The sequence below is a fragment of the uncultured Nostoc sp. genome (assembly GCF_937863485.1).
Classification (GTDB): domain Bacteria; phylum Cyanobacteriota; class Cyanobacteriia; order Cyanobacteriales; family Nostocaceae; genus Nostoc.
Genome location: NZ_CALMFY010000093.1, coordinates 1 through 16,835, shown reverse-complemented (window position 1 = coordinate 16,835; position 16,835 = coordinate 1). Strand labels below are relative to the sequence as shown.

Here is a 16,835-nt window from a genome sequence, read left to right as displayed (position 1 = left end):
TCATCAACTTCAGAGTATCTTTCATCCACCTAAGAACTCCTTTCATCCACCTCAGAACTCCTTTCATCCACCTCAAATACTCTTTAATCCACCTCAAAGACTCGTTCATCCACCTCAAAGACTCGTTCATCCACCTCAGAGACTCATTCATCCACCTCAGATACTCATTAAACCACCTCAGATACTCATAAATCCACCTCAGATACTCAAAATCTGCATTCCCAATGACTAATGCCCAATGCTGCCCTAACACTCGTATGATCAAAATATCAGGAAAACATAACAGCCAGATTTTTACCGCAAAACATGGGCAGTATTTGGGAAATCGATTTTTACTCCCGTCCGATATTGGACGCTAATCAGAAAAAAATTTGGGAAGTCTTAGTCTGCGAAAGCCCCTTGGATATCAGCACAAAAGCAGATTCTTTGTTTCGCTATGCTCAATATTGTCCCAGTACCCAGGTAAATTCGGGCTGGTTGCGGACAGCATTACAGGAGGCTATTAACCAAGCTGGAAAAGCACCAATTAAAATCCGCTTTTTCCGCCGCCAAATGAACAACATGATTACTAAAGCTTGCCAAGACTTGGGCATTCCCGCCCAGCCTAGCCGCCGCACTTTGGTTCTCAACCAATGGTTAGAACAGCGGATGGAGGAAGTGTATCCTCAAGAATCAGGGTATCAAGGGGGGACTAATCCCTCAGTCCGTTTAGAAAAACCTTTGCCGCAACGTTTACCAGATGCTTTGGAAGGACAGCAGTGGGTATTTGTTACCTTAGATGCTGCGGATTTTGCAGATATGCCAGAGTGGGAAATTGGCTTTGGTGAAGCTTTCCCCCTAGAGTTGGCGCAAGTTTCACCCGAAGCCCGTATTCCTGGTATTTTGATTTTCTCATCTAGAGCGTTGCCTTTGGCAGGCTGGATGTCTGGTTTGGAGTTGGCTTTCTTAAGATTTGACAGCAGCGAAGAGGCGAGATTGCTTTTAGAAACTGGTGTAACTGAAAGCTGGATTGTGGCAAATATCAAAAAACCTCAAATCTTAGCAGAAGCCAAAGGTTTTGAACAAGCCAAGCAAAAAGCTAACGGGGTGCATTTTCTCGGTGTCCAGTCTGATCCCAAAGCAGAATCTTTTGCTGGTTTTTGGCTGTTGCAAGAGATTAACCTCTGAAAATGGACATTGGGGAGGAATAACTAATGACTGAAAATAGCGATCGCTAAGATCCGTCAAGACATGGCGATGATTTGGGATAATTAACTGCGTCCATCAGCGTTGATCTGCGGTTCCAAATCGCAACTGCAAAGACACGCTGATGATTTTTTGATAGTTATCTGCGTCCATCAGCAAAAAGTGCGTAGGCGTAGCCCGTCGTAGACATCGCACTTTTCTTGAGACAGCGTTGATATGCGGTTCAAAATCCACAATGCACTAAAGGTCATGGGTTCTGAAAATTTGTCACAAGATACACTAGCCGAACAGTTGCTGGAACTAGCGATAAAATCTGGAGCCGAAGCTGCTGAGGTGTATCAGTCGCGATCGCTTTCTCGTCCAGTGTTTTTTGAGGCAAACCGACTCAAACAGCTAGAAACCAATCAATCTGAAGGCACAGCATTGCGGCTTTGGCGAAACGGGCGTCCGGGGCTTACGGTGGCTTACGGTTCTGTCCTCGCCGAGGTAATGGTGGAAAAAGCTCTGGCACTGAGTCAACTAAATCAACCAGAAACAGTAGAATTAGGCTCTAACTTTCAACCCTCCTACCCAGATATAGGGGAAAGTGTGCCGATAGAGATTTTGGTAGACTGGGGCAAAGAAGCGATCGCACTCATCCGTGATGCCAATGCCGATGTTGTATGCAATGGTGACTGGGAATGTGATGTTGAAAGCACTAGACTAATCAATACCAAAGGTTTAGATTGTCACTACACTGACACTACTCTCAGCTGCTATATATCAGCAGAATGGGTGCGTGGCGATGATTTTTTAAGTGTTTCCGATGGTGAAACCAAGCGGGGCGAACTCCACTCTGAGAGATTAGCTAATCAAATTTTACAAAGGTTAATTTGGGCCAGAGAAAATGTCTCACCTCCTACTGGTCGCGTCCCGGTTTTATTCACTTCTAAAGCCGCCGATATGCTTTGGAGTACTGTGCAAGAAGCTTTGAATGGTAAGCGAGTTTTAGAAGTAGCTTCGCCTTGGGCAGAACGTTTGGGGAAGCAAGTAGTTGCACCCAGCCTCACCCTCTACCAAGACCCGGAAGCGGGCCCTTACAGTTGTCCTTTCGATGATGAAGGCACTCCGACTCAATCTTTAGTTTTTATTCAAAACGGGACTTTGCAGCGTTTCTATGGCGATCGCACCAGCGGAGTCCAACTGGGTACTGACACCACTGGAAATGGTTTTCGCCCTGGTTTAGGTAGCTATCCCACTCCTGGTTTATTTAATTTTCTCATCCAGCCAGGTTCGGCATCACTACCAGATTTAATTCAACAACTAGATGATGGCTTGATTGTGGATCAAATGCTGGGTGGTGGCGGCAGTATTTCTGGAGATTTTTCAATCAACGTTGATTTAGGCTACCGCGTGCAAAATGGTCAAATAATTGGGCGCGTTAAAGATACGATGGTTGCAGGTAATGTCTACACAGCCCTGAAGCAATTGGTTGCACTGGGCAACGATGCTGATTGGAATGGTTCTTGTTATACTCCATCTCTGATAGTAGAAGGGCTATCCACTACGGGGAGAAGCAATTAAATAATTCGTAATGACGCTACGTTAACGTAATACTCGCCAGAGGCGAGAAGCAAGCTACGTAATTCGTAATTGAAGACAGTACTTGTGTAGTCCAATACACTTGGGTTAAGGCTTTATCCTCCCTTTTCTTGCTTAAAAATCAGGGGATTAAGAGACTTGTAATCCAAAATCCAAAATCTAAAATCCAAAATTGGTATGAATCACCGCTTTCGCACCTGGTGGCAGCCTAGAAGAGGTTTAGCGATCGCCGAAGCTTGTGTGATCGGTCTGGTTGCTGCCCTATCTGCGGTGTTCCTGAAAGTGGGATCAGGATTGCTGGGGACATGGCGAGTCCATAGTACCCACCTGTTGCCGGCATGGCTAGCACTACCGGCAATTGGTCTTGTCCTGGGGTTTGTAGCTGGATGGTTGGTGGAAAGGTTGGCACCAGAGGCTTCTGGTAGCGGTATTCCGCAAGTCAAAGCAACTCTAGCCAATGTGCCTGTGACATTATCCTGGCGGGTAGCAGGTGTGAAGTTACTTAGTGCCATGATCGCCATAGGTTCGGGCATGACTCTGGGACGGCAAGGCCCCACCGTCCACGTCGGGGCAGGTTTGGCAGCAGGGATGAGTCGCTGGGTTCCCACTTCCCCTGATCATCGGCGGCAAATGATTGCAGCAGGTGCGGGTGCAGGTTTGGCAGCTGCTTTCAATGCCCCGATCGCAGGTGTATTGTTTATCGTTGAAGAGTTACTCCAGGATTTATCAGGATTGACTCTGGGAACTGCGATTATCGCCTCCTTTATTGGTGGGGTGATATCCCGACTTTTAGGTGGTGGCTCTCTTGACCTTAATCTGGAATTGACGCAATCTTCCAGCCAATTCTCGATCCCAGAAATTCCCTTTTTCCTGCTATTGGGTATTTTGGCAGGGTTGTTGGGTGCATTGTTTAATCGCGGCTTAATATTTAGTATTAAATTCTATAGAAAATTGCATATTAGCTTACCACTGCGGGTAGCTTTAGCTGGATTTACCTCTGGTGTGATCGTGGCAATGCTCCCGGCATCTTTTCGTGATAATACGGGATTACGGGAGTCCTTAATTACTGAAGGTTCCCATCCTACCGTAGCCGCGATCGCCTTTGGGGCCCAGTTCATTCTCACACTGGTAGCATTTGGTTCAGGAGCGCCGGGGGGATTATTCGCTCCCAGTCTGATTTTGGGTTCTTGTTTAGGACACATCATCGGTGTATCTGAGTTATATATCACCGGAGTCGGTTCTCCTACTACTTACGCGTTAGCGGGTATGGGTGGATTTTTTAGCGCCGTTTCCAAAGTGCCAATCACAGCAATTGTGATTGTGTTCGAGATGACTACAGATTTCAATCTAGTGCTACCTTTGATGATTGTTTGTGTAGCAGCTTATCTGGTTGCGGATAAGGTAGTGCCTGGTTCGCTTTATGAGAAACTTTTGGAGTTAAAGGGGATCACTCTCGCTAAAGAAGTTGCTATGGAAGGGGCATTAACCAAGTTAACTGCAAAAGATGTAATGCAAAAACGGGTGGAAACTCTAGATGCACAGATGAGCTTGGAAGAAGCAATGCAGTCCTTTGCCCGTTCCCATCATCGCGGTTTCCCCGTGGTAGAAGATAGCAAGTTAGTAGGGATGGTGACGCAAACAGATTTGCTGAAAATCCGCGAACGCAACTTAGCCAATGATATTTTCCTAAAAGAAATAATGACCCCTGTGCCGATGACAGTAACACCAATCCACACCTTGGGGAATGTGCTGTATTTACTCGATCGCTATCAAATCAGTCGCTTACCAGTGGTGGACGGACGAAAACTAATTGGGATTATTACGCGTGCAGATATTATTCGGGCACAAGCAGATCATCTCAATTGTAAAAACGGGACTTTTAAACTGCGACCAGAACCTTCTTATATAGTTTACCAAACGCGATCGCCCAGTACCGGCACTGGTAAATTATTAGTGCCAGTAGCTAATCCCGAAACAGCGGCTATTTTATTACAAATGGCAGCAGCTATTGCCCGCGATCGCCATTATGAAATAGAGTGTGTGCAAGTAATGCTGGTGTCGCGCCACAGTTCCCCATCGGAAACACAGGTAAGAACGGCAAAAAGTCGCCGCTTGCTACGACAGGCGGAAGTCTTAGCAAAAAAATGGCAAATTCCCCTGCACACGCAGATTCGAGTTACTCACGATGTCGCGCAGGCAATTTTGGAGACAATCAACGAACAACACATCGACCTAATTTTAATGGGATGGAAAGGTAGCACATCTACCCCTGGTCGGATTTTTGGCAGCGTTGTAGATAGCGTAATTCGCCAAGCCACCTGCGAAGTAGTTTTAGTAAAATTAGGCACTACAGTGCAATCAACACTTCATTCTCAGCCCTCCTTCAATCGCTGGCTAGTCCCGATGGCTGGTGGCCCCAATTCCCCGCTAGCGATTAAATTGCTACCGGCTTTAATTACATTGGGAAGTAAACCGCAAATTCGCCTGACACAAGTGTTTAAGCCATCTGAACACAAGCCAGATATGTCAGTTTTTGAAAAATCCATCCGCCATTTGATGCGTCGTTGCCAATTATCCAGTACTGTAGTTGCTTTCCCAGTCCAAGCTAATTCAGTAGCCGAAGGTGTGATTAACCTAGTGAAAACCGAAGGTTACGATGTTGTAGTTTTGGGAGCTTCGCAGGAGGGATTGTTGCAGCAGGCGATTCAAGGTAATATTCCAGAAGCGATCGCCTCTGGTGTAGAAAGTACAGTGATTTTGGTTAGGGGTGCAATTAACAGTTAAGGAACTGACAAAAAATAAATTATCCAAAATTATTTGCACATTTGTAGGGGATCTTGGCCTTGTGCCCCTACTGGAAGTCCCTAATGATAAAATATACCAATAATCAAAGCAACAATTATTGGTATTAGGATTGGAATAGCAACTATAAGTCCCCACTTCCCAAACTTAATTTCTTCACCCTCAGATTTTAAAAAAGCAATCCAACCTACAACTCCCATCAAAATCCAAATACACCCAAAGGCAAGAAATATAATAAATACGGAATCTTCCATTTTTTACTAATTATATGTATACAAAAAAATGTAAACACACAAACAAAGCCTGCCAATGCAGGCTTTACCCATAATTATCTTTAGAACTTACGCAAAATTACAATGCAACTTCTTATTAAAAGTTAGAACGGGAGCCAGAGGAGCCTACCACATTAGAGTCACCATTACCTACAATATCATCGCCTCTGCGGCTCTTGCGACCAAATAAACCAAATAAACCGAGCAAGCCCAGTAAACCCCAATCACCATCCCGATGATTTCCGTCAGTAACAGTGCGATCTGTGGTAGTATTTGTAACACTAGCATCAGGAGTGGTTGTTGTCTGAGCAGAAGCAGGTAGAACTGTGGGCAACGTAGCCAAACTTAAAGCTAGAACACTACTTCCCAGAATTTTAGAGACATTAAAGTGTTTCACGATCACATTCCTCAGTTAAATTGCTCTTAATAATAATTAAAGTTTATTATATTCTGACAGCGCTAGCATCAATCTTTAGCTGCAAATATAAATCTGCTTAAAGTTGCATTTGTGATCAGCCAAATAAGCATTTTGGTATACATATAGATTCCGATACATGACAAATTAGGCAATAGTGTAGTTAGCGATCGCACTAAAGCTAGCTCGATTCCAGAAGGGAAAATATTTCTTTTTAAAACTAAAAATTACGTCTTCAGGGATGACAGATGCCGATAAGTGAAAGCAATATTTCCGCAGCGATCGCCTCTGGTTTAAAATTCCAGTGATTTTGGTCAGGGGTGGGCTTAATAATTAAAATATTGGAATCCAGATGAACTCGGTAAATACAGATTGACTATCTTCTGATAATTTAGGTTATTTAAAACTATCGCTTTATGTCGAATAAAAGACCTCTCAGAGGTTTTACTAGGCAAAACCTCTGCCTCTGGGAGTTCCAGAGGCACAGATTTGAACTTTAGTTCAAGGCAGGGAGAGGTTTGTCGAACTCACGTGGATTTAAGAAAATCTAAAAGGTTTAATTTATCAAAATTACTCATGAACAGGACTTACGCAAGAACTCTCTGAAACTCTTATTCCTACCCTGCGGGAAGCCGCTGCTGCGTCTATGTGTCCTTTGCGTCCTTTGCGGTTCGTTTTATCATGATTTTGCGTAAGTCCTGATGAATTCAAAACTTTTGTATAGAAAGTTTTCTGCTTTGCAATAAGACTATGCTCCCTTCGAGTGCACCCAAATTAGAGATTACCTACTAACCACGCTTTCTGCCTTGGCTGCTCAGATCCCAAACCTTTTTTTGACTACATTCAGGATGATTCCTCCTCACTGAGACAACCGCCAAATTTTAATAGTATTGTCCTCACTACCACTGACAAGGGTCTTGCCATCAGGACTGAAGGCGACGGATGTCACAGTGTTGGTGTGCCCTGCCAATGTGAGAATTTCCTCTCCTGTGGCTGGATTCCAGAGTTTGATGGTGCGATCGCGGCTACCACTAGCAAGAATTTTACCATCGGCACTGAAGGCTACGGATGTGACAGTGTTGCCATGTCCCGCCAGTGTGCGAATTTCTTTTCCCGTAGGTAGATTCCAAAGTTTGATGGTGCGGTCGCGGCTAGCGCTGGCTAAAGTTCTCCCATCTGGGCTAATTGCTACGGTTGTTACTGTTTGAGAATTTCCTTCTAGTGTGCGGATTGGGTATCCCTTTGTTAGATTCCAGATTTTGATAGTTTTGTCAAAACTACCACTGGCAAGAATCACACCATCGGGGCCGATGGCTACTGACCGCACCCAAAATGTATGCCCTGCCAGTGTCCGAATTTGCTCTCCTGTTGCCAAATCCCAGATTTTGATGGTGTTGTCATCACTGCCAGTAACTAGAGTCTCGCTATCAGCACTGATGGCTAGGGCATGAACTGAGTCAGAATGCCCCTGCAAAGTGCGAATTTGCTTTCGTGTTGTCAAATTCCAAATTTTGATGGTGCTATCATCACTACCACTAACCAGAGTTTTGCCATCTGGGCTGATGACTACGACATTTACCTGCTGAGAATGCCCGTTGAGTAAAGAGATTGCTTTTCCGGTTGCTAGATTCCAAAGTTTGATGGTGCGATCGCCGCCACTGCTGGCAATGGTTTTGCCATCGGGGCTGATGGCGACAGATAAAACCGAGTTTCCATGTCCTTGGAGGGTGTTAACTAAGGAAACCTTTGCCAAGGTAATCTTTGGCGGTTGACCTAAAAGCGCTTCATCTTTGCCAGGGCTATTGTGCTGAAGCCTAGAAACCAAACTAGTCTGAATCTGGCGAAAATGTTTATACCAAGATTTTTGGAATCCGAATAACAGAATCAAAGCACTTACCAAAATTAAAATTCTCAGTAAGGGATAACTTTTTGGTAAATATGGGGCCTTAGTTGGTGGTATTTTTCCAGAGGATTTCCCGGCTGGTGGTAGTGCAAGTAGTTGTTTTGGAGTCAAGTCTCTGAGGACTTCATCGGCTGACTGGTAACGTTGCTGGATGTCTTTTTTCAAAAGCTTGTCGATCACAAAATCCAACTCTGGATTTAATGGACTCCGCAAATATTGCCGCCAATTACTCACCCAGGCGTACCCAGATTCCATCCACAACTGAAAGGGGGAATTTCCCGTTAGCAGATGAAAGCAGGTAGCCCCTAAACCGAATAAGTCACTGGCGGGAAAAGCTTTACCATCTCTAATCTGTTCTAGGGGAGAATAACCATGCGAACCAATGGATGTGCCAGATTTCTGCTGAACTCTCGCCGTGAATTGCTTTGACGAACCAAAATCAATCAGACTTAATCGCCCATCACTTTTATGGCGGATAATATTTTCTGGCTTGATATCCCGATGAATGACTTTGCGATCGTGGATAAATTTGAGGATGGGCAGTAAATCTAGCAAAATAGATTGAATTTCACTAGCTTTATACGCCTTGCGCTGTTGCAACTCCTTTAACAAATTCTCCCCATTGATAAACTGCTGGACTAAATATAGGCAGCCATCTTGCTCAAAGTAAGCTAGCAAAGTCGGAATTTGAGGATGTTCCCCAAGGTCTTGTAGTCGCTGCGCTTCTTCTGCAAACAACTCCATCGCCTTTTTTTGCGACCAAGTTCCTTGGAATTTTGGAGCTAATTGCTTGATAACACAGCGTTCATTGAGTTTATCTACGTCTTCTGATAGATAGGTTCTGCCAAATCCCCCCTCATCTGAAAGGACTCGGATGACACGGAAGCGATTTCTTAAAAGTGACACCAATGGGGTGCTACAACTTTGGCAAAACTTCTTTCCATTGGGATTCAGGGGATTTGGGCAATCGGGATTTAAGCAGCAGATCATGATCTGACAGGCGCGACTGCATGACAACTTAGGCTAAGTTTGCCCCTAACTTTCCCTTAAGAAAATTGACTCTCGCTTACTTGTGGTAGAAAACCCTGTCTGGGGATTGGGGAATTACTTATATCGTTAGCGTTTGTAAATAGTAGTCAGTCTTCCTTATCTGTGGAAAACTACGAGAGTCATAGGATTAATTATTCTTTCGATTATATAATAATCTGAATAGAAATTTTTTCTGAAATATTAGCCCTAGTAATTTTGCTTGTATATTGGCAAGCGGCAAGTGACTAAGTATTAAGTTAAACCCTGATTAATTAACCATTACTGACTATGAAATCTAGTCAAAATGCTTACTATATTTGTTTTTAATATTTTAAATCGCCTATAACTAATTATTCATTTGATACCTTAGCCAAATAAAGCTTCAACTTAATTCTCTCACCTTGTTTACTTGAGCTTTGCTCTCCATTTCCGAATAGCACTAGCAGTTCTGGCAGCAGGTGGTATGTATACATCAGGATCAGGAGTTTCGGATGAATTTTCGTATTGTGTAATACTTTTATTATTTGATTTTTGGGTAGTTAGACAGTTAGCCAAAGTAGGCAAATAGCTTTTATTACTTAAAGCTTTCATCACTTCATTGGCAGTCTTAAACCGATCATTTAACGTAACTTTCACCATTTTTCCTAAAATATGAGCGAAACTGTCGCTAATATTTACCTCTTTTTGCCAGCATATCTCACCAGAATTCGCGTCGTACTCAAATTCTAAAGGATTTTTAGCAGTCAACATATAAATACAAGTTATACCCAGTGCATAAATATCACTGGCATAAACTGGATGTAGAGAAAACTGTTCTGGTGGTGCAAATCCCCTCGTCCCAATAAAATTGGTGTTTACAGCTTGATTGATTGAGTTTTCACAAACGTCAACTAATTGCTCTTTCACCGCACCAAAATCAATCAGCACTACGCGCCCATCATCCTCACATCGCAATAAATTTTGGGGCTTAATATCCCGATGAATTACACAATGTTGATGAAGATACTGTAATACTGGTAATAATTCTTGTAAAAAATGTTTAACTGAGGTTTCACCTTTGGGCCCAGTTTGCCGCACTTCTCGTGCCAAAGTCAAACCCGGTACGTATTCTTGAATTAAAAAAAACTCTCCATTCGCCTGAAAGTAGTCTAATAACATGGGAATTTGCGAATGACTACCGAGTTGACCCAAAGTTCTTGCTTCTTTTTCAAAGCGCATACATGCTCTTTGCCAACTTTGCGGATTAGTCACTTTCGGACAAAGCTGTTTAATAACACACAGGGGCTTCCCAGGTAATATGGTATTTTTGGCTAAAAAGGTAATACCAAAACCACCTCTACCCAAAATTTGCAATATTTCATAGCGATCGCGAAATAGCTTCTTGGAACCACACATCTGACCAAGTTGAGTTTGCTGTGAAATGCTCTCTAGAGAATTCGTTATTTTCTGATAAAAGCGATTCATTAGTATAGAATATTTACTTTGAGATGTCTCTAATTTTACGACAAATATTCTTTGGCAACAGTAAAATTACTGCATCTTTGCTAAATCATCATTACTTTTCTGTTAAAAATTCAAAAAGCAAAAATAAATTTTTGTAGAACTTACGGATTGACAAGAAAGAATTAAATACGTTTTTCAAAAATCTTAGCAACACATGAATCGACTGTAGGGGCGCAATGCCGACCTTTAACAAGGGGCAAAATCCCCTTGTTAAGCTCCAAGTCTTGTTAATGGAGATAGTAGCTAAATTTACCTACCCATTAGACTAATACTGATTACCTGTGAGGTTACATAGAACAAGGGGATTTTGCCCCAAGTCTTACCAAGCCTGATTTTGTGCAGTTTCACAAAGAATTGGTATAAGTATTTTGTGACACCAAGGGTAGTGAGTTCTAAGGCACCTCAATGGGAATCAAAGCATTTTCTGGTAAGTAGTTGGAAAAATGCCCTTCATCCGCAAGCACCAAAATCAGGCGCAACGGATAATCTGGCGGAACTTGCAAGTCTGCCCACGGCACTGCCAACTCTAAACAACTATTTATTGCTACTTGAGCGCGGCTGAAACGGGGATGCCATTGACAATTGTCTCCAGCTTCCCGAAACTGAATCGATTGTGTCAGCAAGTTAATTTCCAAAAGATGGTGGAAAAGGTAATTAAGTGGGGCTGCATCTGGTAAATCTGCCAAGGGAACTGGGCTGTTGACCATTGTTTTTTCTGGATAAAACCACAGTAGATTCAACTCTGTTGGCAAATCCTGCCCTGGTGCAGCGCCACTTTTAAAGTCCAGCCGCAAATAAAAATTGAGGTGATCCACCCCATACCAAAGTCGCTGGATGACACTGCTATTGTGCATCGTCCCCCGTGCCCCACCGATTTCTATGCGTCCAGCTTTGTCCCAATCTTGTTCATCACCCTTACCATCGATGACGGGATGAATAAACCCTTGTGGGGTATGATTTGTCTGTGCTTCGTGGATTTCCACTGGTTGCTTGAGATAGGGCGGTACAGGTTCATTTAATGCCTTGTAAATGCCAAACAGATGTTCTCGAAATAACTGGTCAAAGATGGCATCTTGATTTGAAGAGTGTCCTGCACCAAACCACCAAAACCAGTCAGAACCCTCTGCGGCATATAATGCTTCCCACGCTTCTGGGTTGTTTTCTTCCGTTGCTTCAGGATGACTTGCTAACAGCTTCCTGGCTTCTGTCAAGTAATCCCAAGCACGATTTTTGGCAGGATCGCCGATCCAAGTGGTGAAGCTACCATCCACCCAAGAACCGCTATGTAGTTGCCCTCCGGGAATAGTGGCTGTGGCTGGAAATTCTTCCAAAAATTCAGAGACAGTGACGAGTTTGAGGTGGGGTTCATCGCTCAAACTTTGATACAAAGCTTCAAGGAAGGGTTTGCCGTCTTGGGGATAAAATTCCCAGCAATTTTCCCCATCCAAAGCGATGGTAACTAGCCAAGGTTGTTCACTTTGACTATCCCTTTGCATTTTAGCGATCGCTTGCAAATGTCCCACTAAGTCTGCTGCTGCCTGTTTTGCTGGCATCGCACTGTAGGTAAAACCAATCAAATCTGATAATCTGTGGTCACGAAACACAATTGACAAATCGCCCTCTGCGGTTTGCAGGCGATACGGTTGGTACAACAGTTCTGGTTGCTGCACATTCCCCGCCCCATCCCGATGAAAAAGGTTTTTTAGCGTCCATCCTAAGACGGCTTCATCTGAGCATATCCACTTAAATCCTTGGTTAATAATGTCTGGAAGTATCTGTGGACTTACTGACTGTTCCGAAGGCCACAAACCACGAGGTATCTGTCCAAAGCGTTCTTTATAGAAGTTCCAAGCTTTCCGCAAATGGCGGGGAATATCTTCTGCCCACTGAAATCGCTGCTCAGGCAATATCATATTGGGCACAGCTACCCGACCAGAGTTGGTATCAGCTAGCAAGGGCAAAATCGGGTGAGTGTAAGGCGTGGTGGTAACTTCTAGCTGCCCCATCGACTGCATTTTCCGATGTTGAGGGATAATGCGGCTGAGGATTTCTCGCTGTTTGGAATAAATGCGCTGGCGATCGCTTAAAGTAAAATTCCGTCCCTGTTTTAACCAAGCAGCAATTTCCGGGTCATCCCAAAACAGCGGATCGATCCAAGCCAAATTGTGCCAAGCTAGCAAATCACCATAATCTGGCAATTCCCAATTTGCCAAACACCAAGCTTGCCCCTTCTCCTGCCTTTGCTGGTACAACTCGGCATAACGGGGATGGGGGTCAATCAGGGTGTGGTGATTGGCATCGAAAAAGTGTTGGATAATGAATTCCCGCTGTTGCTGCTTGAGTTGTTCATCTGGTGTCAAGCTGGCTGTAAGGTAAGGGTCAAAAGCAGTACCAGCAATATAATCTTCAAGTTGCAATATCAGCGATGGAACTAAATTCACCGTTTGGTGTAACTTAGGATACCGCTCTAAAAGCAATACCAAATCCAAATAATCTTTAGTCCCATGCAAACGTACCCAAGGTAGACGGTACTGCTGACTCGAAGATAGCGAAACGCCGCTGCCAGGAGATTTGTACAGCGGCTGATGTTGATGCCAGATAAAAGCGATGTAAAGAGGATGGGACATAAAAATAGTTAGGAGTTAAGAATGAGGAGTTAGGAGTTGATTCAAAACTCATAACTCCTAACTCCTAACTCCTAACTTTTACACCACTTGCTCAATTTCTGCAATTTCGGGAATCATTTCCTTGAGGCGGCGCTCAATACCCATTCTCAGAGTCATTGCAGAACTGGGGCAAGAACCACAAGCACCTTGCAACCGCAGTTTTACAACAGGCCCATCGAGTTCTACGAGTTCCACGTTGCCGCCATCAGACATCAGATAAGGGCGCATTTCATCTAAGACTGTTTCAACGTTGTCAATTGTGAGTTCCATAGTTTTAGACCTGCTAAGTTAATGATGGGCATTGGGAAGAGCCACTGCGTTGCCAGGGTTCCCCCGGTTGAGGCAAGTGGCGTCATTGGGCATTAACAATTCGTAATTCGTAATTACTAATGACACTCTCTAGGCGGACTCGTTGGCGCAGCCTCTCTAAGAGTTGAGGCTGCGTAGAGAGGGCGTCTGATAAAGAAGACAGTAATTACATTGCTGTGAGCCTACTTACTTTACTCTAGCCTTTAGATTCTGCTTTGCAGTCCGACGAACGCAGGATTTAATGCTCTTAACTATACGTCACCGTAAAAAGGGGTCAAAAATACTATTTTTCGTAAATTGAGTAGAGCAAAGCCAAAGCCAACATTTAGGCGTTTGTTGTGTTTTTTTCCTCAACCCAGCCTATAATTATACAATTTTTTTGTGGACTATGGACGGAATTCTTTCCAATCTCTAATCCCCAATTTTGTTATTAAATAATAATGTTTAAAACTTAAAACCCAGTATTGCCAAGTATTCCTAACTCCTAACTCTTAACTCAGCACTCAGCACTGTATGTTGAGTCGCTATCACTAGATGAAACCATGACTGGCTGTTGATATAGTGGCACTGTAAATGTCACTGTTGAACCAAGTCCTTCGCCCAGACTATAAAAATGGACCTCACCGCCCATTGCCTCCACTAGCTTCTGGGATATTGCCAGTCCTAAACCTGTACCGCCGTACTGGCGAGTGCGGGAGCCATCCACCTGAGAGAATAATTGAAACAGTTTATCTTGTTTGTCCAAAGAAACACCGATGCCAGTATCTGCGACACGGACTCTCACCATGCCAGGAAATTCCTGACCTTGAAAGTTCGGCTTCGCTTTTTTGAGTACTAAATCGGCACTGACAGTGACACCACCTTCATGGGTAAATTTGATGGCGTTACCTAGCAAATTGAGCATAACTTGTAGCAATCGTTGGTAGTTGCTTAGGACAATGATTTCATCGGAAGTAGCAGGCATTTGCATCCGGAAGCTGAGGTTTCTCATTTCTGCTTGGGGACGCATGAAACTTTCTACATCACTGAATAGCTCATCTAGCTTGACTGGAGCGTAAACTAGGTCCATTTTGCCCGCTTCAATTTTGGCAATGTCCAAAATGTCGTTGATGATATTCAGCAGATGTATCGATAAGTGATGAGCTTCTGCCAAAAATTGGTTTTGTTCTTCTGGGTCATCTGCCATCCCTTCTAAAATCAGCTTCAAAAAGCCGATCATCCCGTTGAGGGGGGTACGAATTTCATGGGATACATTAGCCAGAAACTCGCTTTTGAGGCGGGAAGCTTCTTCGGCTTTTTGACGCGCTGCTTCTAATTCTTTATATAAAGTAGCGTGTGCGATCGCAGTTCCCAATTGATCTGCTGCTTCTTTTGCCAGTTCTAATTCCGATTCTGTTAGTGTGTAACATTCATCCTGCCAAGTCAAGGCAACCAATCCATTGGCTTGGTCTTGATAGCAAGTCGCAATCACCAAAGTGTTCTGCCGCCCAGACTTTGTGTATCCAGGCACTTCCATCACAACCGGTTCTAGGGTTGTCAAAGCCTGAGCAAAGGCAGGCTCAGAAGCTATATCTATTTCTTCTGAGCCTAGTATGATTGAGGTGAGTTCTGGCTGATGATACTCAGCCATCACTTTCACTTTTAAGCTACAAGGCTGGTAAGGACGACAAATAATGCAGCGCTCTAGCCGCAGTGCTTTCCCCAAACTGTCAACTGTTTGCTGCCAAATAATATCGAAATCCAATGTCCGGCGAATATTTCTGGTAATCCGATTTACCAATTTTTGGTGTTGCTGTGAACGTAAAGCCAACTCTATTTGTGTGGGTGTTTTTGATGCCACACGCACTTGTTTTTTGTTTAGTGTCGCTTGCACTAACCGTCCCATCACTAAAACTGTAGTGGCGGCCGTTCCCAAACTCGGCATAATCGGACTAATCACTAAGTCTAATTCAAATAATTTCTGGTGGTAGCTAAACCAACACTGAAACCTTTCTGGCATCAAACTTGTCAAAATTCGGTGCAATCGTTCCAAATAAGTAACCTTATCCATTGGGGCAAAGGTTTGGGACTGGTTCAGATCGTCAACTACTTTTTCAGTATTTAACCCCAGAAGTTCGCTCTGCTGCCAACAAAAGGTCAGATAGCGCCCTGCCCCATCTTGCGTATACACCAACTCGGCTCCTAGAGTTGGTAATGAGCCATCAGTCTTACTGGTGATAGATTCCAGATTTTGGGAAAATACATTCGGCAATTGGGAATTGGCAGTAATAGTCATTAATTGAGTTGGATAGACAAAGGGTATCCGACCGTAATTTTACTAAAGCTGCTCAAATTTATGCAAAAATTTTTACAGCTTTTTCGTTTTATTGGGTATTTCTTGGTGTTTTGAAATCTAGATTGGCAAACTTCATTTTTTTAACTTGGATTGACAGCTGATTGATCATGTCAATCGTTCCATTCACCCCGAGGAGGAACAGGGGTACGCACAGGCGTGCGCGTCAGTTCGTCATCCCTAAGGATTTCACCCCGTAACCACTGGCGAATCGCCACCTCAATGACTTTACTTGGGTCATTGGTGAGATGCTGAATTTGCTCTAGTAACTCGGAGTCTAGGCGGACAGCAATTTCTACCTTATCGGCTCGTGTGTTTTCCGCTTTGGTAGTTTTCTCTTGCATATTCATAGATTTGATATACTCTGAATTGGTTTTGTCTAAAGCTTTGTAAAGTAGTTATATTCATCATTTGGGCTAATTCGCTGAAAAATCTTCAAGGGGACAGTTACATAGTTCCCTGGAATAGCACCAAAGTAACAGCTTTAACTTTCAAATCGCATTTTTCATATAACTGACTAGACAATGGCTCTAGAAATTTTGCCGAGAAATCAGTGATTCCGGGCAATTACGGGTGGTAATTACCCACGATCCCTACATGATCCCTACATGTACTTATTTACATTTATTGTACGCTCCTAGCTGATGATTACTAGCAGTGACAAATAGACTTTCATAATATTCTTAAAAGTCCACCTATTTAGATCGAAACTTAAAGATGGGGTGAAGAGGGGAGGCAGAGGGGCATACAACTCTTCTCTACGAGAGGCTGCGCCAAGGAGAGGCTGGCGCTTAGGGCGTAGCTATGCCGCAGGCTTTACGGCTACGCTCAGGACAAG

Annotated in this window: 11 protein-coding genes and 1 pseudogene; 3 read left to right on the top strand and 9 right to left on the bottom strand. The window is 43.7% G+C overall.

Features of this window, described 5'->3' with window-relative positions; translation table 11 throughout:
• A pseudogene (locus tag Q0541_RS12390) lies at positions 1-265 on the bottom strand (hypothetical protein); the annotation flags it as partial.
• Positions 266-306: 41 nt separating this feature from the next.
• Here Q0541_RS12390 and Q0541_RS12385 point away from each other — a divergent pair.
• From Q0541_RS12385 to Q0541_RS12375, 3 genes are all read left to right on the top strand, one after another.
• The gene (locus Q0541_RS12385) at positions 307-1,167 is read left to right on the top strand and encodes a Tab2/Atab2 family RNA-binding protein (RefSeq protein WP_298910513.1); all 861 of its coding nucleotides are present in this window, start codon (positions 307-309) and stop codon (positions 1,165-1,167) included.
• Between the two features lie 267 nt (positions 1,168-1,434).
• Positions 1,435-2,748 carry a TldD/PmbA family protein gene (locus Q0541_RS12380; RefSeq protein ID WP_298910511.1) on the top strand — a complete coding sequence of 438 codons (1,314 nt, stop codon included), beginning with the start codon at positions 1,435-1,437 and terminating at the stop codon, positions 2,746-2,748.
• A gap of 195 nt (positions 2,749-2,943) precedes the next feature.
• Positions 2,944-5,550 carry a chloride channel protein gene (locus Q0541_RS12375; RefSeq protein WP_298910509.1) on the top strand — a complete coding sequence of 869 codons (2,607 nt, stop codon included), beginning with the start codon at positions 2,944-2,946 and terminating at the stop codon, positions 5,548-5,550.
• Between the two features lie 80 nt (positions 5,551-5,630).
• On the opposite strand, the gene Q0541_RS12370 is transcribed toward Q0541_RS12375, so the two are convergent.
• The 8 genes from Q0541_RS12370 to Q0541_RS12335 form a co-directional block, all read right to left on the bottom strand.
• Positions 5,631-5,822 (bottom strand): hypothetical protein, encoded by a 192-nt coding sequence (locus Q0541_RS12370; RefSeq protein WP_273764970.1) that lies wholly within the window; start codon positions 5,820-5,822, stop codon positions 5,631-5,633.
• A gap of 115 nt (positions 5,823-5,937) precedes the next feature.
• Complete coding sequence (locus tag Q0541_RS12365) at positions 5,938-6,237, bottom strand: WGxxGxxG family protein (RefSeq protein WP_298910500.1); 300 nt, start codon at positions 6,235-6,237, stop codon at positions 5,938-5,940.
• An 877-nt stretch (positions 6,238-7,114) separates the two neighbouring features.
• A complete protein-coding gene (locus Q0541_RS12360; RefSeq protein ID WP_298910494.1) occupies positions 7,115-9,148 on the bottom strand; it encodes a serine/threonine-protein kinase in 2,034 nt (677 codons plus the stop codon).
• A 444-nt stretch (positions 9,149-9,592) separates the two neighbouring features.
• Positions 9,593-10,651, bottom strand: coding sequence for a serine/threonine-protein kinase (locus Q0541_RS12355; RefSeq protein ID WP_298910491.1), 1,059 nt, complete (start codon positions 10,649-10,651; stop codon positions 9,593-9,595).
• A gap of 431 nt (positions 10,652-11,082) precedes the next feature.
• The gene (locus tag Q0541_RS12350) at positions 11,083-13,317 is read right to left on the bottom strand and encodes a glycoside hydrolase (protein WP_298910487.1); all 2,235 of its coding nucleotides are present in this window, start codon (positions 13,315-13,317) and stop codon (positions 11,083-11,085) included.
• 78 nt (positions 13,318-13,395) lie between these two features.
• The gene (locus tag Q0541_RS12345) at positions 13,396-13,626 is read right to left on the bottom strand and encodes a NifU family protein (protein ID WP_012408256.1); all 231 of its coding nucleotides are present in this window, start codon (positions 13,624-13,626) and stop codon (positions 13,396-13,398) included.
• Positions 13,627-14,161: 535 nt separating this feature from the next.
• Entirely contained in the window at positions 14,162-15,940 is a 1,779-nt protein-coding gene (locus Q0541_RS12340) for an ATP-binding protein (RefSeq protein ID WP_298910472.1), read from the bottom strand.
• Between the two features lie 170 nt (positions 15,941-16,110).
• Complete coding sequence (locus Q0541_RS12335) at positions 16,111-16,347, bottom strand: hypothetical protein (protein WP_298910469.1); 237 nt, start codon at positions 16,345-16,347, stop codon at positions 16,111-16,113.
• Positions 16,348-16,835: the final 488 nt, after the last annotated feature.